This is a genomic window from Paenibacillus harenae, from assembly GCF_030812415.1.
Lineage (GTDB): Bacteria > Bacillota > Bacilli > Paenibacillales > Paenibacillaceae > Pristimantibacillus > Pristimantibacillus harenae_A.
This window is the reverse complement of record NZ_JAUSST010000002.1, coordinates 1,058,819-1,085,455: the sequence shown is the minus strand read 5'-3', so window position 1 is coordinate 1,085,455 and position 26,637 is coordinate 1,058,819. Positions and strand designations below refer to the sequence as shown.

The following is a 26,637-nucleotide window of genomic DNA, read 5'->3' as shown; positions in this document are numbered from 1 at the left end:
AGCCTAATAGACGTTAACCGAATAATTTTTGCGAGCGATCAATGTCGCTTCAACCATGTTGCGCAGCGCAGCGACCGTTTCTTCCGTTCCGCGCGTCTTAAGACCGCAGTCCGGGTTAATCCAGAACAACTTCGGATCCAGCACGCGGAGGGCGCGATCGATCATGCTCGTCATCTCCTCCACTTGCGGAACGCGAGGGCTGTGAATGTCGTATACGCCAAGCCCTATGCCAAGCTTATACGTATTCAACTCGAAGCTATGAATTAGCTCGCCATGGCTGCGGGACGTCTCGATCGATATCACGTCGGCATCCATCGCTTCGATTGAATCGATCATGTCGTGGAATTCGCAATAACACATATGCGTATGAATTTGCGTTGTGTCCTGCACCGTGCAAGTCGTCATGCGGAATGCTTTGACCGCCCATTCCAGATAGGCTGCTTGCTCTGCTTGCTTAAGCGGCAATCCTTCGCGAACGGCCGGCTCGTCGACCTGTATCATGCCGATACCTGCCGCTTCAAGCGCTTCTACCTCTTGTCTTAACGCGTACGCCAATTGGTAGGCGATCTGCTCGCGGGCGATGTCGTCGCGAACGAACGACCAGTTCATGATCGTAATCGGGCCCGTTAGCATCCCTTTCACCGGACGCTTGGTCTTCGACTGGGCGTACTTCGTCTCTTCGACGGTCATCGCTTCCTCGAACGCAACATCTCCGAAAATAACAGGCGGTTTCACGCAGCGCGATCCGTACGATTGCACCCATCCGTACTGCGTGAACGCGAAGCCGGCAAGCTTCTCGCCGAAGAATTCGACCATATCCGTACGCTCGAATTCGCCGTGCACGAGTACATCAATGCCGATATCTTCCTGCAGCTTGATCCAAAGATCGATCTGCTCGCGGATGAAGCCCTCGTATTGCTCGTTATTCCACTCGCCCTTGCGCCATGACTGGCGGGCTTTGCGAACCTCGGCAGATTGAGGGAAGCTGCCGATTGTCGTTGTCGGGAAGATAGGCAGCTCCCACTTGTTCTGCTGGGCAGCATGACGCTGCTCGAATGCTGTACTGCGACGCGGTTGCTGCGCGCTAAGAGCAGCAACCGCTTGTTGAACATCGCTGCGGTTGCGAGTGCTTGACGTTCTCAGCGCTTGAAGCGCGCTATCGCATTGCTTAAGCTCCTCTGCAATGGCAGCTTCACCGGATACGACAGCCTTCGTCAATAGGACAAGCTCGTCCAGCTTCTCATCGGCAAATGCCAGAGCCCCCTTAAGCTCAGGCAGCAGCTTCGACTCGTTAGCCGTCGTGACGGGAACATGCAAGAGGCTGCAAGACGACTGAATAATCAAGCGATCTGCCTTTACGAAGCTAGTCAATTGCTCCAGCAAGCCCAACTTCTCTTGCAGCGATGCTTTCCAAATACCCCGGCCGTCGATAATCCCTGCTCCGAGAACTTTGTCAGCCGGGAAACCCAATGCCGCAATCGACGCCAGATTCGAAGTCTGACCGTGTACGAAGTCCAGTCCGATGCCTTGTACCGGCAGCTTAACGATCGTCTCGTAGCTTTCTGCGGATTCGAAATACGTTTGCAGCATAATGTTAAGGCTTGGAACCGCTGCGGCGAAAGTCTCATAGATCGTCCGAAGCCGTCCATAATCTTCTTCGCTTAGCTTCGTTACGACGATCGGCTCGTCGATCTGCACCCATTGAACGCCTTCGCTTTCAAGCTCCTGCAAGATTTGAACATAGAGCGGGATCAATCGTCCCAGCCACGCATCCGTCTCCGATGCTTGATAGCCCTTGGAAAGCTTCAGGAATGTCAGCGGTCCTACAATGACCGGCTTGCCTTCGATTCCAAGCTTCTCTTTCGCTTCGCGATAAGCGATTAGCGGCTTGTTCTCCGTAACCGCAGGCGTTGCACCGTCCAGTTCGGGAACGATATAGTGATAGTTCGTATTGAACCATTTCGTCATTTCGCTTGCCGCCGCATCTTTCGTTCCGCGGGCAATACCGTAATAGAGCGACAGCGGCACTGCTCCGCCTGTATAGGAGAATCGTTTCGGAACGATTCCGAACATCGCCGCCGTATCAAGAATATGGTCATAATAGCTGAAATCGTTAACCGGAATGATGTCGATCCCTTTCTCCTGCTGCTTGCGCAAATGAGTCAAGCGGATATCCTGCAGCTTCTGCCGAAACTCCGTTTCCTCCAGCTTACCTGCCCAATACGCCTCAAGCGCCTTCTTCCATTCACGGTCTGCGCCGATACGCGGATACCCCAGTACACTGCTCTTCGCCATCTTGCAACACTCCTATGTCATTTGTTACAAGAAAGATAACATGGATGTTGAGTTATAGTGTAACTGTATTATGCTATATCCAGCTATAGCCATTGGCTATAGCTAATTACTTACTGGCCTGTCGCTCTCATAAGTGCCTCTATGTAGGCTGTACCGAGCTTCGACAAGGCTACATTTTTATGAGAGATCCAACCGACATTAATCGTTTCCTCGCAATCGAGCGGTACCGGAATGATCTCGTTGCCATTCAGATCGGCGCTCAGAACCCCCGTCGAAATCGTATAGCCGTTCAGTCCGATCAACAAGTTGAACAACGTCGCGCGATCATTGACCCGGATGCTTTTCTTATGGGACAGCGTACTTAGAATCTCCTCGGCAAAATGAAAGGAATTGTACTCGCCCTGGTCGAATGACAAATACGGGTATTGCTGAAGCTGATCGATGGTTACTATCGATTGGCCTGCCAGTGGATTGTTAATGCTGATGAATACATGCGGCTTTGCCGTGAACAAGCTGTGAAAATGCAGATTTGCGCTGCCCAGCAGCTTGTTAATGACCTTTCCGTTGAACTCGTTCATATATAGAATGCCGATCTCGCTGCGCAAGCTTTTGACATCCTCGATAATCTCATACGTCTTCGTCTCACGAAGCGCTAGCTCATATTCCTCGTGGCCGTATTCCCGAACGAGACTAACGAACGCGTTCACCGCGAACGCATAATGCTGGGTAGACACCGAGAAATGCTGCGGAGATGGCTTTGCGTTCAAGTATCTCCCCTCAAGCAGCTCCATCTGTTCGACAACCTGCCTGGCATAGCTTAGAAACTCGACTCCATCCTTAGAGAGCGAGATTCCTTTATTGGAACGGTCGAAGATCGCGATCTGCATCTCTTCCTCCAAATCCTTGATCGCATTCGACAGACTGGGCTGGGAGATGAATAGCCGCTTGGCCGCCTCATTGATAGAGCCGCGATTGGCGACCTCGATCACATATTTCAACTGCTGCAGCGTCATTGGCGTGCTCCTTTCTACAACCTGCTTATATTGTTTAACCGGTCCACCGTAGCTAATTGTACTCGTCCGTAGATTGTAGTGCGGCAAGTGACGGAAGTCAACTCCTGTCACCGATTAAATACTCCGCAAAAAAACTAACTCCCGTTCCGATCTTGAACGAGAGTTGATCATGCTGTAATCCTATTTCCATCGGTTTTCTTCGGTACACGAAATGCCATTCGATATGTTTAATGACATTTACTATTAGTGTGTCTAAATTTGTGCTTGAGTCCGTATATACAGCTTGAGCAGGTAGATTATCTGGACGGTTCTGCCGCATTCTCGCCATGACCGCTTGATGCATTCAACAAAACAACACCCCCAATGATAAGGATAATAGCGCCAAACGAATCGATGGTGAAAGAATCGCCCCATACAAGCACTCCGATCAATGCCGTAATGGCGGTTCCTAAGCCGGACCAAATCGCATAAGCCAAGCTTAGTGGCACTGTTCTTAAACCGATGGATAAGCAATAAAACGAGATGCCGAACCCGATAATAACGCCGATCGACGGAAGCAGGCTCGTGAAACTGTCCGACAGCTTGAGCATCGATGTCCCGAATATTTCGCTTATGACAGCAATCGATAGATAAAAATAACCTTTCATGTCTTAACCTCTCCAATCAGTTGTATCGCTCAGTGCGAGCCGCCCGATGCCAGCTTCAGCAGGACAACGCCTCCAATAATGAGCACTAACCCTGCTATCTTCTTCTTGTTCATTCTTTCCTTATAGACGACAATCCCGACAAGTGCCGTCAAAGCCGTGCCAGCGCCGGACCAGATCGCATACGCCGTTCCGAGCGGAATGGCCTTCAGCGCGATGGACAAGCAATAGAAAGCAAGCCCCATACCAGCCGCAACGCCCAATGTCGGGAAAATTCGTTTGAATCCGTTAGACAGCTTCAACATCGAGCTGCCGAATACTTCACTTATAATTGCAATTGACAAGACGACGAATGCATTCATTTCTCTACCCTTCTACTCCGAGAACGCAACGTTTGAACGCTCGCGGTGACGGCCTTACCTTCAATATTTCGTTTTGAGTTTATACTCATACTATCGTTCACCTCTTTAATTTACTAAACCGTCCATAAAGTCAAATACAGTTTATTTATACGACTACATGTGCTGCCATTCTGAAGTATCCATCTCAAGGAACGCAAACAAAGAACAGCCTTGGCATGAAATACTGAAACTGCTCCTTAATTAATCACGCTAAATATACAATCTAAAAATGGACTTGCTAGCAAATATAGAGACGACAAACAAGCCTATTCCGAGTACGGAATAAGGCTTGTTTGCATGGCATGAATATGAACCTATTGGTACCAGCGGTGACGACGATTACACTTTCTCTTAAATCCTTCGAAACGGGTGCCAAGACTTCCGTTGATCGTGCCGTTCTCACCTGCCGCTCTTGCGAATACTTGTACAGTGAACCTCATGATGCCCGCAGCATCTATGATGTTGTCCCTTGGGAAGAAGTAAGTGTTCACTGTCGGATATTCTCGCCATGCCGTTGACTCTAATCTCTAATCTCATACCAACCTGTGACATCGTTATTACCGAGAAAGAAACGCTTGCTACCAGTGAATAAAGCCCGGCTTGCTTCAGTCGGAACGTCGATGTCGCCAGATTGTATTCGTTGTTAAGGTCCACTTCTTCGACTTGGTATTGACGACGATTTTTTTGCAGGTTGGCTTCGACTTCACGAATCCCTTGATCGTCGTTCCTACTCCACCTTGTTATGATGCTATGAATGGCTATATCACTCAGGCATGCACTGATAGGTTGATAGATATAGCATTTTTTATCATATGGAGAGCGGCATTTGATAGAGACGGCATTCGTCCAGTCGAAAAGAATAATAAGGCCTACTTAAGCGTCTCGTCTCTTTCGTTGTTACTCACATATTTTTCAAGCAGCTTCTTATTGTGCAGCAGATTGGAATCATTCGGCGAATACGTAAGGGCGATTTCATTATGCTCATAAGCGAGCGCTAATTGCCCAAGCTTACCATAACAATAGACAAGCTGCAGATGCGGCAGCCACGTCCAGGCCGAATGATTCATGCCATACAGCCGACCTTCCGGTTTCTCGAGCTTAAGAGCAAGCTGATACCAGTAAACGGCTTTCTCATAGTTGTTATTCTCTTGATAATAGTAACCGATGCGGCAAACGTAATCGGCACGCGGAATGTCATACTTGAATGCAGCTATTAACGCGCCTAGCTCCTGTTCCTTTAAGCCAAGCTCATGATAACAATGCGCCTTCCGCCCGCAGCATTCAAGCTTCATTTCGAAGTAGCCTGCGGGATCGGCTAAGACAGTTTCAAAACTTGCAATTGCCTGTACATGCCGTCCGTTCGCCGACAATTCCATTGCATATTGCATCCTTTGCCGACTCGAGAGCTGTACGCCCTTAGCGAGCATCGCTTCATAGATCCTCAAGTTGCGCTCCCCATTTGTCTGCTCTCTTCCATGGCAGATTGCAATATCGGTCAAGACGACATGGCCCTGAACCGCGAGCTGCTCATGCACGGCATCATGCCACTGGAACTTGCGCGACCGTTTGAGAAGCCGATGCCGCTTCACGACGGCAGTCGGTTGACCGAGCGGGTCGAAATCAAGCCAATAATCCATAATGACCGCATCGACAGCCGGATCCAACTGCTCCTTAAGCGACTTCAATTTGTATAGTTCCCGCTCATCCAGCCAGTCGTCCGCGTCGAGCCATAAAATATAGTCCTTCGTTGCATGACGAAACGATTCATTGCGGGCCGCGGAGAAATCGTCGATCCATTCAAAGTGAAAGATATGATCCGTATACTGAGTTGCAACTGCCAGCGTGCCGTCCGTTGAACCCGTATCGACGACGATGATCTCATCGACCGCATCCGCTACCGTGCTTAAGCATCTGCCCAGCATCTGCTCCTCGTTTCGAACAATCATACATAAGCTAATCGTAATCAAAAACCGATCACCTCCATTATATCTTCTTCACACATGTTATGAAGATGATACATGCTCTGCGTGTACGTCTGTTGCAATCCCTCCTTGCATATAAAGAGTGTTGGAATTTTAAGATAAATAATGAATAATTTCCTTATCGCCAGGCATGATGATATAATGAGAATATTCAATCTAGGAGAGTCGACAAAACGGCGTCTCATCGGTTGAACGATAATCTCGAGTATACTGAGGAGGAATTGGAAAACCATGTCTAAATTAAATATCGGAATTATTCTTGGCAGCACACGCCAAGGCCGCGTCAGCCCGCAGGTAGGCGAATGGGTGAAGAGCATTGCAGACAAGCGCGGCGACGCGAACTATGAGATTGTAGATATTGCGGAGTACAAGCTGCCTCTATTAGGCGAAGAAGACGCTACCGAACAAGCGACAGCTTGGAACTTGAAGCTTGCCAGCTTAGACGGCTTCGTATTCATCGTACAAGAATACAATCACAGCATCACGGGGGCGCTTAAGAATGCACTCGATTTCGCGCGTGAAGCATGGAACAACAAAGCGGCCGGCATCGTAAGCTACGGCTCGGTCGGAGGCGCTCGCGCCGCAGAACATTTAAGAGGCATCCTGGGAGAGCTGTCCGTAGCAGACGTTCGCGTCCATCCGGCGCTGTCCCTCTTCACCGATTTCGAGAACGGCAACGTGTTCAAGCCTGCCGATCTTCATCTGACGAACGTGAACGGCATGCTCGATCAAGTGATTGCATGGAGCGGAGCGCTTAAGACGTTGCGGTAATCGAAGCATAACCCTTAGAGCAAAAAAACATCGTCTATGGAATAGGCGATGTTTTTTTTGCGTTTTCTTAGGAAAACCCAAGCTACTCTATCAAATTTTCATATAATATAGCATTGCTAATACTAGCAAATATAATCTGGGAGGAATGTTGTATGATCAGCAAGCAAGCATTGCGCAAAAAAATGCTTACAAGCGGACTGGGAAAAAAATGCGGGCCAATAAGGCATAAAGCAAAACGTCCCGTTCTATGCAAGAGAAAAGGCTCTGCCTTTTCGGCGGTTTCGAACGCAGATCAGCCTATTAGCCAGTTCATACAAGTGCAATTCAATCAGGAAGTATTCGATCTGAACAATGAATACAATCCGGCGACCTCCATTTTCACAGCGAGAAGGAGCGGGATATACGTCCTCTTTGCAAGCATTAACTATCTACCTGCAACGGATGTTGCGGGTGTTGTAGCTATTGCAATATTTGCAAACGAAAGTATCCTAGTCGATTCGGAAGCGATCAGGCTTAACGGCACAATCGTGTCCGTCACCGGAATCGTGCAGCTGAGAGCAGGCGATCGCGTCGGCGTGTTTGCCGCTGTCAGCGACGGAAGCGGCGTTATCGATCCATTCAACACGCGCTTCGAGGGATCTAGAGTACAATAATCGGACGCAGCTTGCTCTCTATCTCGCTGCGTCTTTCTTCCAGGAACGGCGGCAACGATAACGACTCCCGCAGCACGTCGGTCTCTTCGCCTACCTCGAAGCCCGGACCTTCGTCCGTAGCAAGCTCGAATACGATGCCGTTCGGATCCCAGAAGTAGAACGAAGTAAAGAAATGACGATCGAGGATACCCGTGTTTTTGAAACCCTCAGCTGCAATGCGGGATGCCCAGCCTTCTAGCTCTTCCTTGTTTCCTATTCGAACCGCAACATGGTGCACGCTTCCTCGTCCAGGTCTAGCCTTGTCTTCGAGTGCCGATTCCTTCACGTGAATCTCCGTGCTAAGACCGCCCATACCAGTCTCGAAGATCGATACTTCATGTGTCCCATCCCCCAACGCTTTTGCGCTGCGGGTTTTTTTGTACCCTAATATCCTTTCCAGCACGTCGATCGTCTTGGCGCTTTCACGCACGGTCAATACGGCCGGACCAAGTCCGAGGATCGCATACTGGGCAGGAATATCCACGGGTACCCATGCAACGCTCGGCGGGTACGGTTTATCTCCTTGAACGGACACAAGATGAACGGTTAGATCGTCGGGATCCTCGAACGTCAGCGAAGCTCGTCCATCCTCGCGAATGATTCTGCTTACGACCGCTTGATTCCCCTCTAGGCGGTCCTTCCAGAAGTCTAACGCTTCGTCGCTTGGCACCGTTAGAGAAATGGACGATATGCTGTCCGTCCCTTTGCGGGCATGCCCCGCATTTGGCAGCTCGAAGAACGTGACGCCCGTTCCCGGCGAGCCGACTTTATCCCCGTAGAAGAGATGATACATCGTTACGTTATCTTGATTGACCGTTTTCTTCACGAACCGCAAGCCCATTACCTTCGTATAGAACGCCACGTTCGTTGATGCGTCCTTCGTAAACATCGATACGTGATGCTGTCCGATGATCGGTTTCATGCTTATCCACCCTTCCATACTTCTACGATTGCGAAATGCAATTAATTTAGTTCTTATTATACAAAAAGAACCCGGGAAACAGAAAATCCTCGGGTTCTTCATTATAGCCTATTTCATTAAGCGTGGAACTGCTGGCCGTCCAGCACTTCCGGCACATAACCTGCGCGGATCACGAAATCGCCGAAGTGCTCATTCGCTTTACGCTCCTGTGCGTATTTAGCGAAGATCGGCTGCAGCGATTCAAGAATCTCCGCTTCGCCAATGTTCTCCTTGTACAGCTTGTTCAGGCGATGGCCTGTGAAGCTGCCGCCCAAATACATATTGTATTTGCCCGGCGCTTTGCCGATGAACGACAGCTCGGCAAGCATCGGCCGAGCGCAGCCGTTCGGACAGCCCGTCATGCGAATGACGATCTCTTGATCTCTAAGGCCGAGCTCCTCCAGCATCGGATCGAGCTTATCCATCAGTGTCGGAAGATAACGCTCCGACTCCGCCATGGCAAGACCGCAAGTCGGCAGCGACACGCACGCCATCGAATTTCTGCGCAGCGCGGAATATTGAATGCCGTCCGTCAATCCGTATTCGGTCGCAAGCGCGATGATCTTCTTCTTGTTCGCCGTGCTGACGTTGGCAATGACCAGGTTCTGATTCGCCGTCAAGCGGAAGTCGCCGGTATGAATCTTGGCAATCTCGCGCAAGCCTGTCATCAGACGGGAGTCGCCATCATCCATCACGCGTCCGTTCTGAATGAACAGCGTCAGATGCCACTTGTTATTGCTGCCTTTCACCCAACCATAGCGGTCGCCATTGGAATCGAACTCGAACGGACGAGCCTCCTCCAGCTTCCAGCCGAGGCGGTCATGCAATTCATTAACGAACCAGTCGAGGCCGCGATCGTCGATCGTATACTTGAAGCGCGCGTGCTTACGCACGGCACGGTCGCCGTAATCGCGCTGAATCGTTACGGTCTTCTCCGCTACGTCGATAACCTGCTCCGGCGTGCAGAAGCCGATTACCTTCGACACTTGCGGATACGTCTTCGGATCGCCGTGGGACATCCCCATGCCACCGCCGACGGATATGTTGAAGCCTTTCAGCTTGCCGTTCTCGATGATGGCGATGTATCCAAGATCTTGCGAGAAGACGTCCACATCGTTGGATGGCGGCACTGCGATGCCGATCTTGAACTTACGCGGCAAATACACTTTGCCATAGATCGGCTCTTGCTCTACGCCGTCCTGAAGACTGCTGTCGACGACTTTCTCGCCGTCAAGCCAAATCTCGTGGTACGCTCTCGTCTGCGGATCAAGATGCGTGCTGATCTTGCTTGCCCATTCGTATACTTCCCCATGAATGTCGGATTGGAACGGATTCGGGTTGCACATGACGTTACGGTTAACGTCGCCGCAAGCGGCTAGCGTGCTAAGCAACGAATCGTTTACTTCGCGAATCGTGTTCTTCAGGTTCCATTTAAGCACGCCATGCAATTGGAACGACTGGCGCGTCGTTAGACGGATCGTCCCGTTCGCGTATTTGTGCGCGACCGTATCCATCATCAGCCATTGCTCCGGCGTAACGACGCCGCCCGCAGCGCGAACGCGCAGCATGAACTGGTAAGCGGGCTCAAGCTTCTGCTTCGCTCTCTCGTTCCGCAAGTCGCGGTCATCCTGCATATAGCTGCCGTGATGTTTCATCAGGCGGTTGTCATCTTCGGGAATCGAACCGGTAATGGGATCCTTCAACGTTTCTTCAAGGCTGCCCCGCAAGTAATTGCTTCGAATTTTAATATGCTCGACGTCGCTATGCGGAGCATCGTGCGGAGGATAAAACTCTTTTTTCGACATGCTTGCTATTCTCCCCTCGCGATCAGGAAGACGCCTAATAGACGTCTCTCTGATAACGTTTCTGTTGTTGCATCTGTGCCACGTATTCCGCTGCTTGTTCCGCGCTTAACCCGCCGTGACGTCCGATGATCTCGAGCAATGCGGCATGAACGTCATGCGCCATTCTCTTCTCGTCGCCGCATACGTAGACGTGAGCGCCCTCTTGCAGCCATTTGTATAGCTCTTCGCCCTTCTCGAGCATCCGATGCTGAACGTATACCTTCTCCGCCGTATCGCGGGAGAATGCAACGTCCATACGCGTCAATACGCCGTCCTTCAGCCAGCGCTGCCATTCCACCTGATAGAGGAAGTCCGTCGCGAAGTGCTGGTCCCCATAGAACAGCCACGATTTGCCTTCCGCTCCCGCTTCTTCGCGCTCCCCGAGGAACGCTCTGAACGGTGCTACGCCCGTACCGGGTCCGATCATGATGATCGGCGTATCCGTGCTCTCGGGAAGCTTGAAGTTCGGATTGTTCTGGATGAAGATCGGGAGCTTGTCGCCCGCTGCCACGCGCTCCGCAAGCTGTACGGAGCAGACGCCGTTGCGCTCTCTGCCGTTCGCCTCGTAACGCACCGAACGAACTGTGATATGCACCTCTTCAGGATTCGCTTTCAAGCTGCTCGAGATCGAGTACAAGCGAGCCGGGATTTTGCGAAGCAAGGAAACGAACGTCTGTGCAGACATTCCCTTGAGCGAATAATCCTTCACAAGATCGATCAAATCGCGTCCGCTTAAATACGACTTCAGCTTCTGCTCCTGTCCTTCGCCCACCAGCTCCGTCAGCTCTGCATTCGATGTTGTCTCGGCGAATTGCTTAAGCAGCGGCTTTGTCAAAACCGTAATCTCGTAATAGGAGATCAAAGCGTTGCGCAGAGTGTGTTGCTCGCCGTTCTTATTAACGATAACGTTGTCGTTTTGCTGCCAGCCCATGTACGCGATCAACTCATCGACAAGTCGGGAGTCATTCTCCGGTACAATTCCGATGCTGTCGCCCGGTTCATAAGTGAGGTCCGAGCCTTCCAGCGATATTTCAACGTGACGGGTCTCGCGATCGGAGCCGCGTCCGTTCAGATTCAAGTTCTCAAGCACTTCCGCTTGGAACGGATTCGATCTTGAATATTCCGATTCAAGTGCGGCAGGCGCCGCTTGAATGCTTGCACCTCCTGCAGCTTGCGCTGCAGCGCCGGATTGCGCTTGCACCAGCTTGGCCAATGCTCCGGATACTTGGGACATCCACTCCGAAGCCGTTTCTTCGAAGTCTACGTCGCAATCCGCACGGTCTGCAATTCTAGTTGCGCCCAGTTCCTCGAGTCGCTTGTCGAAGTCTTTGCCCGTCTGGCAGAAGAACTCGTAAGAAGTATCGCCCAGCGCCAGAATCGAATAATGCATGCCTTCCAATTGCGGTGCGCGCTTGGAATGAATGAATTCATGGAAAGAAATCGCGTTATCCGGCGGTTCTCCTTCGCCATGCGTACTGACTACGATCAGCAAATGGCTGATCTTCTTCAGATTATTCGCCTTGAAGTTGTTCATCGAAGCTGTTGTCACTTCGAAGCCTTCGCCTTCCAGACGCTTCGCCATCTTCTTCGCCAGCTTGTCGCTGTTGCCTGTCTGCGAGCCGAACAAGATCGTTACGTCTTTGGCGACGGGTGCCAGTGCCTGCGCCTGAGCTTGGCCTACGGCTTGCGGTGCTTCTGCAATCGTTAACGCCGAGCCCGCCGAGACAAGAGCAGCGCTTTGCGCAGCCGATAAATAACCACTTAACCAAATACGTTGATAATCCGATAGAGTCGGCAGAAGGCGATTAAGCCAATCTGATTGCTCCTGATTAAACGGACTGTTTGTTGCCTGGATTTCCAATAGTATCCACCTCGCGCAGCTTCCTGTTTAGATTCGTCTTAGCTTACTTTTTTCGACAAAAAATCACATTGAATCTTTCATTACATGACCGTACCATAACTAACGCGCTACGGGCAATTTAAATGAATTTATAACTATTATTAGTTATTCTGATAAATAGCAAAAGCCCCTCTATGAAGGCTAAGCTTGCGGTCCGAATCGCTTCAAATTTCTAGCCCGCGCACGTTCCTTCTCGACCTCGCGATTTCGAGGCTCGGCGTTAGTTACGAGAGAATCCATTAATATTCGGGCTGCGGCTGCAACTTCATCGACTGCCTTATGGAATGCCTCTTCGTTCGTCTTGGAAGGGGTATGGAAACCCGATAGCTTCCGAACGAATTGAAGCGAAGCTTCATGAATTTCCGAATCCGCGACCGGAGGATCGAAGTTGAATAATGTTTTTATATTCCGACACATCGTCTAAGCCTCATTCCTTGTCCGATTTCACTTCTTCATCCTACTACAATCCGCTTCGGTTATCCAGCCATTTCCTACAAGATTAGTGCGAATTCGACTTTGGTATTTTCCTCATTACCCTTTCGCCCTGGACAACGATCGTTTGCTCGAGTAAAAGCTGTACATTCTCCATCCAGTCAGCAACGCTGCCGTTAGGCAAATGCAGGCGGATACGGTAAATACGGTATGCATCCCGCTCAAAAACAGCTCCGAACGATCCGGCACAAGGCCCGTCACCCGGTAACCAGCTTCCCTGCTCATGACGTGGAATAAAATGGAGGTCGCCAAAGTAATGCCTACGACCATGCCGACATGTAGCCCTAACTGTTGACCGAGCAGCAAACCTGCGAACAAGGTGACGATGAACAGCGCGAAGAGCGAGCTGCCGGGAAAAGCAATTGTTGCTTCTTAGCTAAAATAACGGCAGACGATATGTAGGATGAGGTGCCCTGTTGAAAAAAGAACCGATCGGCAAGCTGATTTCTTATATTCATAGGCATAACCAGAAAGAGCTAAGCAAGATTCTCGCTCCGTACTGTATTAGCAGCGGCGGGCAGCATAGCTTCTTGAAGAAGAAGAACACATCATCGCCCTGCTCCAGAAAATAAGTCAAGGTCTGAACGATGATTAACGTTTATCTGTAATCATTTGCTTGATTTCATTTACCTATCCGTTAATCTGGGCATATAGTGGAACATCCCAAGCGGAAGGAAAATGAACATGCATCCCTATCCATATCGCTATGCCAATGTCGGTTATATGTACGACCCGCTCGTTTATCGCTATCCCCTGCTCCCCCCGATGACATGGCCCGAAGCCGCACAAGTATCGGATATGAGCGTCGGTTATGAGCATTTGCAACGGTTAACCTTCGTGCTTGTGCATGGCTCGTGGGCCGACGCAAGCTTTTGGCACCCGATTGCCGGGCAATTAAGACGAACGGGCCACACGGTTTATACCCCCGACTTGCCCGGACACGGCTCCGATCCCAATAAGAACGTCTCGCATGAGAGAATCGTCGACTCCCTAACGGAATATATAACGTCCAGGCATTTGAAGGATATCGTGCTCGCTGCTCACAGCTTCGGCGGGACGGTTATTCAGAAGGTCGCCGAGCGCATTCCCGACCGCCTTAAGCGGCTCGTCTTCATGAACGCTTTCGTGCTGGGCGACGGTCAGAGCTTGGCCGACCAATTCCCGCCTCAGGCGCTTGCCTTGTTCGAGCAGCTGAGACAAAGCTCCAAGGACGATACCATTACGCTCCCCTTCCCGCTCTTCCGGGAAAACTTCGCCAATCTTGCAAGCCTTCAGCTCGCTGAACAGCTGTACCGTTCGACAACGCCCGAGCCTGCCGCTCCCGCCTTCACGAAACTCGATCTCAAGAAGTTCTACAGTCTCCAAACGCCGAAGAGCTATTTGTACTTAACCGAGGACAATGTGCTGCCTCAAACCGATCAGCATAGCTTCCACCCGCTCATGTCGAATAGGCTCGGGCTGCATAGGCTGATTAAGATGCCCGGGGATCACATGACGACTCCGAATACAGATGCGAGGCGAGTTGCCTGGAAGCTATACGAAGCTGGGCGAGACTAAGACGGAGGAGCAAGAAGAGGCTACCCCGCAAAGTCAGTTTCGACTTTTTGGGGCAGCCCCTTGATGTTATGTTTGCCTATCGCGCGGCAACGGGATTTATCGGATTCTGGCTCCTTCAAAGCGGGTACCGATTCCCGAGAATATGACGACGCTGCCTTCAGGGACGAAACCACTAAATACAATGAATACTTGCACGTTATCTCCCGCGTTTAACCGTAGAATGCCGGACGCGTCGATGACTCCCGCTGTGGTGCTGAAAACTTCGAAATCCGAAATTTGACTCATTCCATTCACTCTAATAATTAGTTCGGCATTGACCGGAGGAGTTGCATTCATGAGAGCGAAAGTGACTGCTGCCATTAACGAGTAAATGCCGCTTTTCCTCGGACGGAACGTTGAGGTGAGCGGATTATATTCATTATTGACATCAAAATCTTCATTTTGAAAGAGCACCTGGACGATCATTCCGTGAGGCACGGTTTGACCTTGGTTTGCGATTGCCCGGAATGCGGAGGCCCCTTTGACGGCGTTTTTCCGTACGAAGCGTTTGCACGATATGCATTTGACCGCCCGTTTCGGCGCGCACTTTTTTTTGGATGTAAATTTTGTTACGATGCTGGCGCTGATCGTTTTCGTCTTTTTGAAGGTGACAGACCGCTTCTTCACGATACTTTTTCTTACAATCAGTTTGGTCATTGCTTATCCCCTCGATCGTCAATTTTACTTTAACGCCAACATGAAAAAGACTGTTCTTGCTCATTAACCGGCATTAACGGATTCTGGCTCCCTCGAAGCGGGTAAACGTTCGTTGGGCTATGACGATGTTTCCTTCGCCTTCCCCGCTAAATGAAACGAATACCCGCACCGTATCGCCCGCGTTTAACGGGATTATGCCGGACGCGTCGATCAGCCCCGCAAGCGAGCTGAAAACCTCGAAATCGGAAATCTGATCGATGCCGTTCACTCGAATGGTTAGGAATACGTTCAGCGGGGGGGGCGTTTCGCTAAAAAAAGCGACAGTAGCAACGAGCGAGTATACGCCGCTTCTTTGCGGACGGAACGTCGACGTGAGCGGATTGTACTCATTGTTCACGTCCAGCACTTCGTTTTGATAGCGTACCTGTATGTCCTGGCCGGGCGTTGCGGACTGAGGCGTACTAGCGAGCGCGCGAAACGCGGACGCCCTGCTGAGCTCGGTTTTCCGGATGACGCGTTTACGGCCTCTGCATTTGAACGATTTTTTCGGCGCCGGCCATTTTTTGGGCTTGCATTTGGTCGCGATGCCGGTGCTGATCGATTTCGATTTCGTGAATGTGACGGAGCGCTTCTTCACAACTCTTTTATTAACCATCTTTTTGATCATCGATAATCCCCCTCGTTTCTAAGTTGTCGTTAACGGACTTGCCGTGACGAAGCCGACGGATGCGGCCACCGAGTATATGCCGTTTCACTGCTTATCCCCCCTTGATTGTCAATTGATTTCCAGTGCGTGAATGCTCGTTATGATCCTAGCAAATCATCCAACTCTAGCAATGGTTTATTCTATGAAAATTCCGCTTTAGTAGATTGGGCATTTGCGTCGGAAAATAGGAAAAGGCGCTTGTCCTCCATCGTCCGCAGGTGAAAATCTAACATTAATTGCAGGCAAAACGAAAAGGCCTCAGTCCGATGGAATTCAGGACCAAGGCCGCCTAACTGTTTTTATTTTTTGAGCTGTCTACTTGACGGGGTGCAGTTCATTTGCAGAATAGCCACTTTCCGTTGCTCTATACTCGTTTAGCTATCCATTAATCGCTTTAGCGATCATATTGGCGTAGTAGACCGAGCCTTCCTTGCCTAAGTGAACGCCGTCTTTATTGAACAAATCGTCTTTGCCTTTGCTTGCCGAATACCAATCGACAAGCGATACGTTGTCGTACTTTTCCGCGGCTTCAGCCAGCGTCTTATTCACGTCATCCTGCCACTCGCGGGGAACGCGCGAATTGACGAGCAGAATGCGGCGCTCCGAGCCAATCGAATCAAACAAGGCATACAACAGCTTCGACTTAAACGATCCGTTGGTGCCCAGCTCGATGACAACAATATCGCCCAGCTTGCCGCTTTGGATGAAGGCGTCGATCACCTCGGAAGCATCCGACATTTGACGACCGACCTTGCCATCGACGGTCAGGTTAGGGAATTGCTCAACCAAGTACGGGGCAGCATTCAAAATGACGGAATCGCCAATTATCGTAATGGCATCTTTCACGACCGGCTCCTCCGGCTGAGAGCCGTTATCCGGCGTCTCCGTCGGCTGCGTTAACGGCGGAACTTCCGTCGCCGGATTAGGCGGTGTTTGCGTTGCCTCCGGCTCGGTCGCATTCGTTGGTTTCGGTGTCGGCGCCGGCTTCTCCGTAGGCTTCGATACAGGCGGCTTGCTTGTTGACTCAGGCTTGTAGCCGGCATGCTCCGTGTCGCCTGAACCGCCCGGATTCAGGCTTGGAGCAGGCGTATTCCCTACTTCGGTATACGGAGGCTCCGGCGTCGAGCCGGCAGGATACGCGGCCTCGTGCAGCAGTTCCGCGTGGCTGGCATAGGACACCGAAACGGTTACCAACAATGCGGTCGGCAACAGCATCATCATCTTGCGGAAGTTAAAGCTTAGCAGCCTCGTCGAGCTTCTGAACTCTGCGAATAATCTCGCGAGCGCTCCTCTGCGGATCGGCTCTTCGATATAGCGCCATGACCATTCCGCGATCGCAAGCGTAGCCGCAACCTGCAACAGCGCCCTTACCGCGTGAAATTCACCGAAATCCGCCTGCGGCGTAGATAGCACGATGATTGGATAATGGTACAGATATATGCCATAAGAACGGACGCCTAACCACCGCAACGGTTTAAAGCCTATTACATATCCAAGCTTCACGGCAGGATGAACGATTGCTGCTACGATAGCGGCAGTCGCCAGCGAAGCAACGACCATGCCCCCTTGGTACAAGAAGGAATCATATTCCTTCGTCAATACGATCATCGCGATCATTACGATAAGACCGATCAAACCAAGTAAATTAAGCGCGAAGCGCGATTTCAGCGATATGTTCGATGCCAGCTTGCGGCTGGGCCATACAATGGCAAGCGATGCGCCGATCAGCAGCGCGAACGCCCTCGTATCCGTACCGTAATATACGCGGCTTGGATCTTCTCCGGGCGTGTAGAGCAGCGTCATTAGACAAGCGGAAATGGCTGCCGCCGCTATCGTCCATGTTAATAGCTGTCCGCGCATACGCGCAATTTGAAGTGCGCCGAGCAGCGCAATAGGCCATATGAGATAAAATTGCTCTTCAACCGCCAATGACCAAAAGTGTCCGAGCGGCGAAGGCGGTCCGAACGATTCGAAGTAAGAAACATCGTGAAAAATCAGCCACCAATTGCTTATATAGAGCAGAGCAGAGCCGATATCTCCTCCTATGGAGTAAAGTCTGCCTGTATCGGTTAAAAATAACCATAGCGACACTAGGCCCAGCATAATAAACATAGCCGGCAGCAGTCTGCGGGCTCTTCGCAACCAGAAAGTTTTAAAATCGATCCGTTTATGCTCGGACCACTGCGCAAGCAAGAGATCGGTTATAAGATAACCGGATAAAACGAAGAACATCGTTACTCCCAACAAACCGCCAGGCGTCCAATCAAAGCTTACATGGTACGCGATAACCGCAAGTACGGCGATCGCTCGGAGTCCATCCAGACCGGGCATATAACGGGAGCTGTTTCCAATCGGTTTAGGCATTATCGTGTTTTCCTTTCTTTAAAGGAACGTCACATTGCCTTCTCTTTCTTTGTTCTGTTGATACATGCTTGCTTCTGCTTCGGCGGTTGTCGTACATGGTGCACAGCCCTTTCTGGATGCTTTTTGTTTATAGGGTTAATTATATAGCTCATTTACTAAAATGTCGTTACAGAAGAGTAACAAAAAACGAGTTTTTGCCGCCGGCAAAGTCCCGATGATTGAACCATATGCGCACGCAACGAAAAAAAGCATGCTTACGCCGAATTCGCTCGACATAGACATGCTTTTTTTCGAAAAAAACAAGAGAAATACTCCCTACACTTCTTTCGTCACGCTACCCCGTAGATGGACTGTTAGGCACATGCCCTTTTTGATTGCGGTTCTCTTCCGTCGAGGCGGCTACGTTATTCTCCGCTTGCTTCGACTTAGCCGCTAATGCTTGCTGCTCGCCCTGGAATGAGCGGTTTTTGTTCCGAGCCATCGCGCAGGCCTCCTTATTCTCGATTCGCATGTTTCAGTATGCGATCCAGCCTAGAATACCCGATATGGCTCATAATTAATCGCCAGCCATAGGATCGGCTTAATCCCATGGATGCTTCACCGTGAGGAAGCCGGCAAGCTTCTTGCTCTCCTCGCGGCGCATCTTCCGCATATCGGCACGCTGCGGAGCCGTCTCGTACAGCTTCGTTTCTTCTTCCGTCTCCGGCATGACGCCCGGTACGGGTACCGGCTTTCTGTCGGCGTTCAGCGCCACGAAGGTTAAGAACGACGTAGCCGCGACGATACGGTCGCCGCTGAGCAGATCTTCCTTGATCACCTTGACGAATACTTCAACCGACGATCGGCCTGTCCAAGTCACGAACGCTTCGAGGCATACCGAGTCCGAAGGCCGGATCGGATGCAGGAAGTCCACGGAATCCGTCGATGCCGTCACGACGGAACGCCTGCAATGCTTCGTTGCCGCAATCGATGCGATGTCGTCGATGTAAGCCATCAGCTTCCCGCCGAACAACGTATTGTGGTTGTTCACGTCAGTCGGGAATACGCGAGCTGTTTTGAAACACTTCGACTCTCGAGAAAATCTTTGCTCCATCGTTATCGTTCCCCTCTACAGTATACGGATAGCAGCTGCTGTATCGCTCTCTCCGAATCGACTTCTATACAAAACTCGACGGCTCGGCCGACATTCGGCTTCACGCGCCGATCCGTCATGATCATTCCCGCCGTTAAACCGCTTCCGCAATCGACGACCGCTGGCAACGACTGCACTTGTACGAGCGACGGATTAAGCGCTACAAGCACCGCAAGCGGATCATGCATCGGACATTCTCCCAAGAAGTTGTTGGACTTCCGATAGAAATCGAAATAAACTTCCATCGACTCCTTCAAAAAAGCTACGACCGGCTGTCTCTCTTCCGAGGCGTATTGCGATAAGTAATCCAGGTGAGAGCGCGTAAGCCTTGTCTTCTGCGTGACATCGAGACCCACAACAGTAAGCGGCACGTTCGATTCGAATACGACAGCGGCCGCTTCCGGATCGCCATGCAGATTCGCTTCGCTGACCGGCGTCGCATTGCCTGGCGCGAACACCGTCCCGCCCATAACGAACACTCGCCTCAGCTTGTCCGCTACGGACGGATCCTTCATCAGCGCAAGCGCCAGATTCGTTAGTCTCCCTACTGTAATGAGCGTAAGCTCACCCGGATTCTCGGATGCCATGCGGATAATGAAGTCAGTTGCCGATTCCTCCAGCAACTTCTGAGGCGATCTCGGAATGTCCGCATCCCCGATGCCGTTATGGCCGTGTATATGCGGTACAGCCCCTTTGTAATCGCGCTTTAATGGCTTAGCCGCCCCGGCTGCAACCGGTACTTGATACCCGCAATTGGCGAGTTGAATGACGCGAAGCGTATTTTCCGTCGCCTGCTCCATGTCGATATTGCCGAAGCCCGTCGTAATGCCTTCTACTTTAATGTCCGGCGACAATAAAGCGAACAATATAGCAGCAGCGTCATCGACGCCTGTATCTACGTCCAATAGAATACGTAATGGATTACTCATGTCATAAAACCTCCCTCATGTACGTTCATTGTAATCGAAAGAGGTGCATGTTGCCAAAAAACTTTTTTTGAAGCTCGGGCTGCTCATAACCTTTATTATCCGAAGAAATAGCTAATATAAATCATGACCAGAAGGCCGATAATGAACGAATACGTAGCCGATCGTTCGTAGCCGTGTCCATGTGTCTCGGGAATGAGCTCCTTGTAGACGATGAACAGCATTGCCCCGGATGCAAAGGCGAGCCCATAGCCGATTAGCTCTTGAATGTAGCTTGCCGTAAAATAACCGACGATGGCGGACACAACCTCCATCAAGCCGGTTAACGTGACAAGCAGCATTAGCTTCAGCTTGCTCACCTTCGAATGGATCAGAAAAACGGCAAGCACAAGCCCCTCCGGCATGTTCTGAGCGCCGATGGCGATTGCGACCATCGGGCCAAGCCCCGCATTTTCACTTGCATAGCTGAATCCCGTGCTTAAGCCTTCGGGAATGTTATGGATGAACAGCGCGATGATGACGAGCAAGGATTTGGAATCGAACGAGGAGATGCCCCGTTCGTTCTCGACATCGATGTGCGGGATATTTTTCTCCAGCAAATCAAGCGCCACGATTCCGATCAGCAAGCCGACCGTAAGCGGGATGATGCCGGACTCGTTCAGCGCCTGCGGCAGTAAGCCGAATGTTGATGCCGATACCATTATACCTGCGGTAAAAGCAATGAGCACGTCCTTCCATCTCTCGGACAAGCTCTTGACGAACAGCAGCGGTACTGCGCCGAGTACCGTCGCCATGGCCGATATAAAGCTGCCTATAAGTGCCGCTGTCATGTTGGTTGTTGATTCTCCTTATAGCTTGTTAGGAATGTCTTCCGCTTCCACTGCCCGTTCCGCTGACTACGGGAGCCGTGTCGGCCTGGTCTTTGCGGATTTGCTCCAGCAGCGCCTCGACCTCTTTTCTCGACTTTGCAATGATAATGGTCTTCTCGCCTTCAATGGCCTCAAGCTTCCTGAGTATCGCGGGTCTGCTTCGTTTTCTATAATTCCATACCCAGACGATGAACGCCCAGTCCAGCTTCTCCGGACATTCCTCGTTGAGATCGGGTCTCGTACGCCCTTGATATTGCATTCTGCGCTTAAATATACGATACATACATAATATTCGCGGAGCATCCAGAAAAATAACGGTATCCGCACGCGCAATGCGCATATCCAGCGTTCGGGAGTAATTGCCGTCCATAATCCATGCCTCTTGTTCCGCGAACGACTTGACGGCCTCATCCCACTCTTCGTTAGGAGTAGCTACCCAATTCGGCTGCCAATAATAGCGGTCCAAATGAATGACCGGCACACCGATGAGACGGCTAAGCTTCATGGACAAGGTCGACTTGCCGGCTCCGGCTGAGCCGATAATAAGAACTCTCTTCATTGCTCATTCAATCCTTCGCGTACCAGGTCTAGAAAATAAGCGCGATGCTCGCTTCGACAAGCGATCAGATAAGGCTGACCGCCCGTCCCCGTGAAAGGATGGCCTTCAAAGTCCATCACGATTCCGCCGGCTTCTTGTACGACGAGCAAGCCGGAATACAAATCTTCGCCTTCGGAGTTGAATACGATAATGCCATCGAGGTCGCCTCTAGCCAGCATCGTCCATTGCAAGGTCGGCGCCCATAGACGCATCAATCTCTTCGAATTGGCTTCGATATGGTGGCGAAGCCTAGCGGCCTTCCGATCTTGCTGCACGAGATGACCTTGAATCCAGCCGACTCTAGCTTTCGCAAGCGGACCTCGTTCCCCAATCTCCAGCCCGTTGCCGTTGCATGTCGCTCCTTCACCCGTTGCTGCTACGTACAGCCGTTCTGTCATCGGTTCGTAGATAACCGCCAATACGGGACTTTGCCGATGCACGAGCGTAATCGATACCGCGAACAACGGCAAGCCGACCGCGTAATTATTCGTCCCGTCAAGCGGATCGACCAGCCACGTCCATTCGCTTTCCGCTGCGATCTCGCCGGCTTCTTCCGACTGTATCCGATGCCCCGGGAATACCGATTGAATTTTATGTAAAATAACGGCTTCCGCCTTATGATCCGCTTCCGTCACGAGGTCGCCGTGCTCATCCTTCTCGCGAGCCTGGTTTAGCATGCCGAATCGGTCACGAATGACCCGCCCTGCTTCATAGGCTGAAGATATCGCAACCTCTCTTGCTATTCGAAGCACCTGCTGCTCCATCATCGCACCTCCAATGATAACTGAGATTTCATTGTATAAGAAGAACCGCCGAACGTATACATGAATAATTTGATTTAAGGCCTTGTGGATTTACTTCTCACTTTCTATCAGCTTTTAAATAGCTTATAATTATCAGACTGATAGTATATTTTAATCTATAAATAATTGTAATACGCTATGATATAGTTATAATTGAAACTATTGAAAACAGAAAGGTGTGCGACTAGGTCGCGCCTTGGCTTGATAGAACGCCTAAACGGGAGCGCCTACATCCTTTCTTCAAATTTTAGGGTATAAGGATGGTAAAAATGAGTAACAGAGAATCTAAAACGGACGTCATCTTAATCGGTGCCGGAATCATGAGCGCGACATTGGGTACGCTACTGAAAGAATTAGTCCCGGAGTGGGAAATTAAAGTGTTCGAGAAGCTCGAAAATGCAGGCGAGGAAAGCTCTAACGAATGGAACAACGCAGGAACTGGGCATGCTGCGTTATGCGAGCTTAACTACACGGTCGAGAAACCGGACGGATCGGTAGATATTAGCAAAGCTATCAATATTAACGAACAGTTCCAGCTTTCCATGCAATTTTGGTCTTATCTTGTAAACAGCAAGCTAATAAGCAATCCGCAGGACTTTATTATGCCGTTGCCTCATATGAGCATGGTGCAAGGGGAACGAAATGTATCGTTCTTAAAGAAACGTTTTGAAGCGATGACAAATAACCCCCTGTTCCAAGGGATGGAATTTTCCGACGACCCTGCCAAATTAATGGAATGGATTCCGCTTATTATAGAAGATCGTCCATCCGATGAACCTATAGCGGCCACAAAAATCGATACGGGTACGGATGTCAACTTCGGTGCTTTAACCCGCATCTTGTTTGACCACTTAAAGAGCAAAAACGTCGAGATCAAATACAAACATAGCGTCGATAATATGAAACGTACGAGCGACGGCTCGTGGGCATTGAAAGTTCGCAACGGCAGCGGCGGCATCGAACGCCATACAGCCAAATTCGTCTTTATCGGAGGCGGAGGCGGAAGCCTGCATTTACTCCAAAAATCCGGTATTCCTGAAGGAAAACATATTGGAGGATTCCCGGTTAGCGGGATCTTTATGGTGTGCAATAACCCGGATGTCGTAGCGCAGCACCATGCCAAAGTTTACGGCAAAGCTAAGGTTGGAGCTCCTCCAATGTCCGTTCCGCATCTTGACACCAGATTTATCGATAATAAAAAATCGTTGCTGTTTGGACCGTTTGCCGGCTTCTCGCCAAAGTTTTTAAAAACCGGTTCCATGTTTGATTTGGTAACGTCCGTCAAACCGAATAATCTCGTAACGATGCTGTCGGCAGGGGCAAAGAACATGTCATTGACCAAATACCTGATCGAGCAAGTCATGTTGTCGAAGGAAAAACGTTTGGAAGAGCTGCGTGAGTTTATTCCTAACGCCAAACTCGAGGATTGGGATTTAGTCGTAGCTGGCCAACGCGTACAAGTTATCAAAGATACGGAAGCCGGCAAAGGCACGCTTCAATTCGGTACCGAAGTTATTAATGCCGCCGATGGCTCGATTGCAGCATTGCTGGGAGCTTCTCCAGGTGCTTCTACTGCCGTTCACGTTATGCTGGAGGTCATTAATAAATGCTTCCCGCAACATATGAAAGAGTGGGAATCGAAAATCAAAGAAATGATTCCTTCATACGGCGTGTCATTAATGAATAATCCAGAGCTTCTTCGCGACATTCACACCTCAACTGCAACAGCGCTTGGTCTAAGCGCTAAAGAACTAGCCTACAATTAAATCTTTACGCTTTACGAAACAAAGAATCTTTGATCTATGTAATAGATTGAAGGTTCTTTTTTTCTTAAAAATGCTGCCGTTTAACGCTGCGACCATGAAGCTCGCACATAGCCGATTCGCATGCCGGCCTTCTCCATATTGCGATGGCTTTGCGATAGAAACGCGCATTGCGCCACTGCCAGCTCGCACTTCTGCTGCGCCGCAGCATGAATGCGCTCGCTCAATAGTCTCCCTTGCAGCCCCTTCCCTCGATATTCGGGCAGGGTCGCGGCGAAGGTGAACGAGGCGATCCGATTGCTCACATGCATCACGCCGACTGCGGCAGGCTCATTTTCGATTGACGCGAGATAGAAGAACCAACCCGCGCGGTCGTACAACACCTTATTATTGCCCGCAACATGCGGTATGCCATCGTTCGGCAACCCTGTCGACCGGCAATGGATTCGCGCATATACCTCGAATTCGTCCGCCTCGATCATCCGGATTCGAATGGCAGCATCATCTTTCTCATTGGTCTGCAAGACTGGAGTCGCGTACATGGAAGCATGGAAGCCGGACTGATACAATCCGCGTTCCGAGAGCGTCCGCATCAACATCTGATCGACAAATGACGGGATTAATTCAAAATGGGCATTACGTCCTCGAGATTCATAAAATTCCAGGATTGAATCCAAATGTTCGATATCCTCGCCGCGAAACCCCTTAACCGTGTTGAAGCTTGCCCATGGCATCGTTTCACTGTAATAACAGGTCGTATGGCCTGTCTGCCAGATCTCGATCCCTTCCGGATTGCCCGGCCTTTCCTTAATCGCAAGCATTCGGTCGGTCATGTAGTCGATCTCCGACTGAACGATACGGGAGATCAAGGTTTCTGAAAGCAACTGCTCGCCCACCTTAGCCCTCGACCTCCGTTTCCGATTGCCGCTCTACCGCCAGCCTTGTTTCGGCCATTCGCAGACGCTGCTGCACGAACGTATGGAAACGCTGAAATTCCGCGTCGTCCTTGAAGACGCTTCGCGATATTTTATGCGTATCGATATTGTCTCTTCTCACCATTTGGAAGCTGCTCTCATTCACGTTTATTTGCTTATAGTGCCCCCATTCCTTGAATCCGCTTTCTTTATTCGTCTTCATCTCCACGCCATTTACCGAATAAGCCATGTAAACCTCGCCATGCTTCCTCATTCGGAGGTAGAAGAAAAGTGGAACAAGCACTAACGACGCGATAAGCTTAAGGCCAAAATAAATCGTCACGAGCCAGCACAACATGCTGATCGTGATTAATAGCTCCTTCGTATTGATAGCAAGCAATAGACCGCATATCGTTATGATCGCGTTTGCTAGCACTCTGTAAGGATGTTTGCCGAATAACTCTGACCATATTTGCTGGAAACTGCCTAGCAACGTATACCGATAATGAATAGAAAAAGCGGGATTCGTCAAAGCTGCTGCACCTCTCCTAGGTGAATAATAAAATACTTCACTACTTTCCAGCTAACAAGCTCTCTAACACGGCTTGCACTCGCCTGGCGCGCGTCTCCGGCTTCTTCGCATTCTCGATCGACTGAACCGCTTCCCTCTGCTTCGAGTACGATAACTTGTTGCGGAAGGCATCTTCAAGCTGGCTGGCTTGAAGCGCAGCGGTCAGATCATCTGGAACGTCTACTGCCCGCGGCTCGATATCCGGGTAAATGACGGCATGCACAACATCGCCCGCTGATAGGCCAAGCTGTTGGCGTACAGCCTTCGGAATGCCGAGACAATGGCAATCCATGCCCATTTTTACAAGCGAGCCTCTATATTCCGTTCCATTACGGAATACAGCTTTCACCTTCACTTGCCCCTTGGTATTGAACTCCTTCTGAACATCGTAACGGAATTCAATATAGGTCGCGTCCATACCCTCATGCTTGAGCAGCTCCGTTTGCAACTCATAGAATTTCACTGGGCATCCCTCCAAACTAGATATAACCGCACAGTGGCTCAGGGCTGCATCTTCTGAGTTAATATAATCGCACGATTGATAATAGCGACGATTCCGAATGCAATTGCGAATGATCCATGACCCAAGTCGAATAATGCACCGATAGCAAATCCGCAAATAACGGCCTCAACCATTAAAACGCCATAAAGCGGCAGCTTGACGATTGCCTTCGGCGATATGATCTTTCCCCAAGCGTAAGCGACTCCGACCGGAACGATTTAAAACTCGAAACAACGTACGC

The 26,637-nt window shown here is 50.5% G+C and carries 26 protein-coding genes and 1 pseudogene; 4 read left to right on the top strand and 23 right to left on the bottom strand.

Annotated features, from left to right (window positions below; translation table 11 throughout):
• Nucleotides 1-3 precede the first annotated feature (3 nt).
• The 5 genes from metE to J2T14_RS09905 all read right to left on the bottom strand — a co-directional run bounded on the left by metE (nt 4) and on the right by J2T14_RS09905 (nt 6,320).
• Nucleotides 4-2,295 (bottom strand): 5-methyltetrahydropteroyltriglutamate--homocysteine S-methyltransferase, encoded by a 2,292-nt coding sequence (gene metE, locus J2T14_RS09925; RefSeq protein WP_307470303.1) that lies wholly within the window; start codon nt 2,293-2,295, stop codon nt 4-6.
• Nucleotides 2,296-2,405: 110 nt separating this feature from the next.
• Nucleotides 2,406-3,308, bottom strand: a complete 903-nt coding sequence (locus J2T14_RS09920; protein WP_307470423.1) for a LysR family transcriptional regulator — start codon at nt 3,306-3,308, stop codon at nt 2,406-2,408.
• Between the two features lie 296 nt (nt 3,309-3,604).
• Complete coding sequence (locus J2T14_RS09915; protein ID WP_307470301.1) at nt 3,605-3,955, bottom strand: DMT family transporter; 351 nt, start codon at nt 3,953-3,955, stop codon at nt 3,605-3,607.
• A gap of 29 nt (nt 3,956-3,984) precedes the next feature.
• Nucleotides 3,985-4,314 (bottom strand): DMT family transporter, encoded by a 330-nt coding sequence (locus J2T14_RS09910; RefSeq protein WP_307470299.1) that lies wholly within the window; start codon nt 4,312-4,314, stop codon nt 3,985-3,987.
• 908 nt (nt 4,315-5,222) lie between these two features.
• Complete coding sequence (locus J2T14_RS09905) at nt 5,223-6,320, bottom strand: glycosyltransferase family 2 protein (protein WP_307470298.1); 1,098 nt, start codon at nt 6,318-6,320, stop codon at nt 5,223-5,225.
• A gap of 246 nt (nt 6,321-6,566) precedes the next feature.
• On the opposite strand from J2T14_RS09905, the gene J2T14_RS09900 reads away from it, so the two are divergent.
• Together J2T14_RS09900 and J2T14_RS09895 are read left to right on the top strand one after the other, a co-directional pair.
• The gene (locus J2T14_RS09900; RefSeq protein WP_307470296.1) at nt 6,567-7,106 is read left to right on the top strand and encodes an NADPH-dependent FMN reductase; all 540 of its coding nucleotides are present in this window, start codon (nt 6,567-6,569) and stop codon (nt 7,104-7,106) included.
• 152 nt (nt 7,107-7,258) lie between these two features.
• Nucleotides 7,259-7,759, top strand: a complete 501-nt coding sequence (locus J2T14_RS09895) for a C1q-like domain-containing protein (protein ID WP_307470295.1) — start codon at nt 7,259-7,261, stop codon at nt 7,757-7,759.
• Here the strand turns inward: J2T14_RS09895 and J2T14_RS09890 are convergent.
• From J2T14_RS09890 to J2T14_RS09870, 5 genes and pseudogenes are all read right to left on the bottom strand, one after another.
• Complete coding sequence (locus J2T14_RS09890; protein ID WP_307470293.1) at nt 7,746-8,720, bottom strand: VOC family protein; 975 nt, start codon at nt 8,718-8,720, stop codon at nt 7,746-7,748. The two genes, J2T14_RS09895 and J2T14_RS09890, sit on opposite strands and share 14 nt — an antisense overlap.
• A 116-nt stretch (nt 8,721-8,836) precedes the next feature.
• A complete protein-coding gene (cysI, locus tag J2T14_RS09885; protein WP_307470291.1) occupies nt 8,837-10,564 on the bottom strand; it encodes an assimilatory sulfite reductase (NADPH) hemoprotein subunit in 1,728 nt (575 codons plus the stop codon).
• A gap of 34 nt (nt 10,565-10,598) precedes the next feature.
• A complete protein-coding gene (locus tag J2T14_RS09880) occupies nt 10,599-12,464 on the bottom strand; it encodes an assimilatory sulfite reductase (NADPH) flavoprotein subunit (protein WP_307470289.1) in 1,866 nt (621 codons plus the stop codon).
• 180 nt (nt 12,465-12,644) lie between these two features.
• Complete coding sequence (locus tag J2T14_RS09875; RefSeq protein WP_307208299.1) at nt 12,645-12,920, bottom strand: DUF2277 domain-containing protein; 276 nt, start codon at nt 12,918-12,920, stop codon at nt 12,645-12,647.
• 114 nt (nt 12,921-13,034) lie between these two features.
• Nucleotides 13,035-13,274, bottom strand: a pseudogene (locus J2T14_RS09870) (MFS transporter); the annotation flags it as partial.
• A gap of 405 nt (nt 13,275-13,679) precedes the next feature.
• Between J2T14_RS09870 and J2T14_RS09860 the strand changes: the two are divergent.
• Nucleotides 13,680-14,552 (top strand): alpha/beta fold hydrolase, encoded by an 873-nt coding sequence (locus tag J2T14_RS09860; protein WP_307470287.1) that lies wholly within the window; start codon nt 13,680-13,682, stop codon nt 14,550-14,552.
• Between the two features lie 96 nt (nt 14,553-14,648).
• Here J2T14_RS09860 and J2T14_RS09855 read toward each other — a convergent pair whose 3' ends face one another.
• From J2T14_RS09855 to J2T14_RS09815, 9 genes are all read right to left on the bottom strand, one after another.
• On the bottom strand, nt 14,649-15,248 hold the full coding sequence (locus J2T14_RS09855) for an ABC transporter permease (RefSeq protein WP_307470286.1): 600 nt from the start codon (nt 15,246-15,248) through the stop codon (nt 14,649-14,651).
• A 73-nt stretch (nt 15,249-15,321) separates the two neighbouring features.
• Nucleotides 15,322-15,915 carry a hypothetical protein gene (locus J2T14_RS09850; RefSeq protein WP_307470285.1) on the bottom strand — a complete coding sequence of 198 codons (594 nt, stop codon included), beginning with the start codon at nt 15,913-15,915 and terminating at the stop codon, nt 15,322-15,324.
• Between the two features lie 417 nt (nt 15,916-16,332).
• Entirely contained in the window at nt 16,333-18,318 is a 1,986-nt protein-coding gene (locus tag J2T14_RS09845; RefSeq protein ID WP_307470283.1) for an acyltransferase family protein, read from the bottom strand.
• Between the two features lie 334 nt (nt 18,319-18,652).
• A complete protein-coding gene (locus J2T14_RS09840; protein ID WP_307208306.1) occupies nt 18,653-18,799 on the bottom strand; it encodes a hypothetical protein in 147 nt (48 codons plus the stop codon).
• Between the two features lie 99 nt (nt 18,800-18,898).
• Nucleotides 18,899-19,411, bottom strand: coding sequence for an acyl-CoA thioesterase (locus J2T14_RS09835; protein WP_307470281.1), 513 nt, complete (start codon nt 19,409-19,411; stop codon nt 18,899-18,901).
• A 2-nt stretch (nt 19,412-19,413) separates the two neighbouring features.
• The gene (locus tag J2T14_RS09830) at nt 19,414-20,379 is read right to left on the bottom strand and encodes a nucleoside hydrolase (RefSeq protein WP_307470279.1); all 966 of its coding nucleotides are present in this window, start codon (nt 20,377-20,379) and stop codon (nt 19,414-19,416) included.
• A 95-nt stretch (nt 20,380-20,474) separates the two neighbouring features.
• The gene (locus J2T14_RS09825; RefSeq protein ID WP_307208310.1) at nt 20,475-21,206 is read right to left on the bottom strand and encodes a ZIP family metal transporter; all 732 of its coding nucleotides are present in this window, start codon (nt 21,204-21,206) and stop codon (nt 20,475-20,477) included.
• Between the two features lie 28 nt (nt 21,207-21,234).
• On the bottom strand, nt 21,235-21,804 hold the full coding sequence (locus J2T14_RS09820) for a DNA topology modulation protein (protein ID WP_307470276.1): 570 nt from the start codon (nt 21,802-21,804) through the stop codon (nt 21,235-21,237).
• Nucleotides 21,801-22,610 carry an inositol monophosphatase family protein gene (locus tag J2T14_RS09815; protein ID WP_307470274.1) on the bottom strand — a complete coding sequence of 270 codons (810 nt, stop codon included), beginning with the start codon at nt 22,608-22,610 and terminating at the stop codon, nt 21,801-21,803. Before J2T14_RS09815 ends, J2T14_RS09820 begins: the two co-directional genes overlap by 4 nt.
• A 305-nt stretch (nt 22,611-22,915) precedes the next feature.
• On the opposite strand from J2T14_RS09815, the gene J2T14_RS09810 reads away from it, so the two are divergent.
• The gene (locus tag J2T14_RS09810) at nt 22,916-24,412 is read left to right on the top strand and encodes a malate:quinone oxidoreductase (RefSeq protein WP_307470273.1); all 1,497 of its coding nucleotides are present in this window, start codon (nt 22,916-22,918) and stop codon (nt 24,410-24,412) included.
• Between the two features lie 80 nt (nt 24,413-24,492).
• Here the strand turns inward: J2T14_RS09810 and J2T14_RS09805 are convergent, their stop codons facing one another.
• The 4 genes from J2T14_RS09805 to J2T14_RS30830 are packed head-to-tail and all read right to left on the bottom strand — an operon-like array spanning nt 24,493 to nt 26,614.
• Entirely contained in the window at nt 24,493-25,293 is an 801-nt protein-coding gene (locus tag J2T14_RS09805; protein ID WP_307470272.1) for a GNAT family N-acetyltransferase, read from the bottom strand.
• Between the two features lie 13 nt (nt 25,294-25,306).
• Nucleotides 25,307-25,855, bottom strand: a complete 549-nt coding sequence (locus tag J2T14_RS09800) for a hypothetical protein (RefSeq protein ID WP_307470270.1) — start codon at nt 25,853-25,855, stop codon at nt 25,307-25,309.
• Between the two features lie 40 nt (nt 25,856-25,895).
• A complete protein-coding gene (locus J2T14_RS09795) occupies nt 25,896-26,357 on the bottom strand; it encodes a YdeI/OmpD-associated family protein (protein ID WP_307470268.1) in 462 nt (153 codons plus the stop codon).
• Nucleotides 26,358-26,395: 38 nt separating this feature from the next.
• Nucleotides 26,396-26,614, bottom strand: coding sequence for a YrdB family protein (locus J2T14_RS30830; RefSeq protein WP_373458135.1), 219 nt, complete (start codon nt 26,612-26,614; stop codon nt 26,396-26,398).
• Nucleotides 26,615-26,637: the final 23 nt, after the last annotated feature.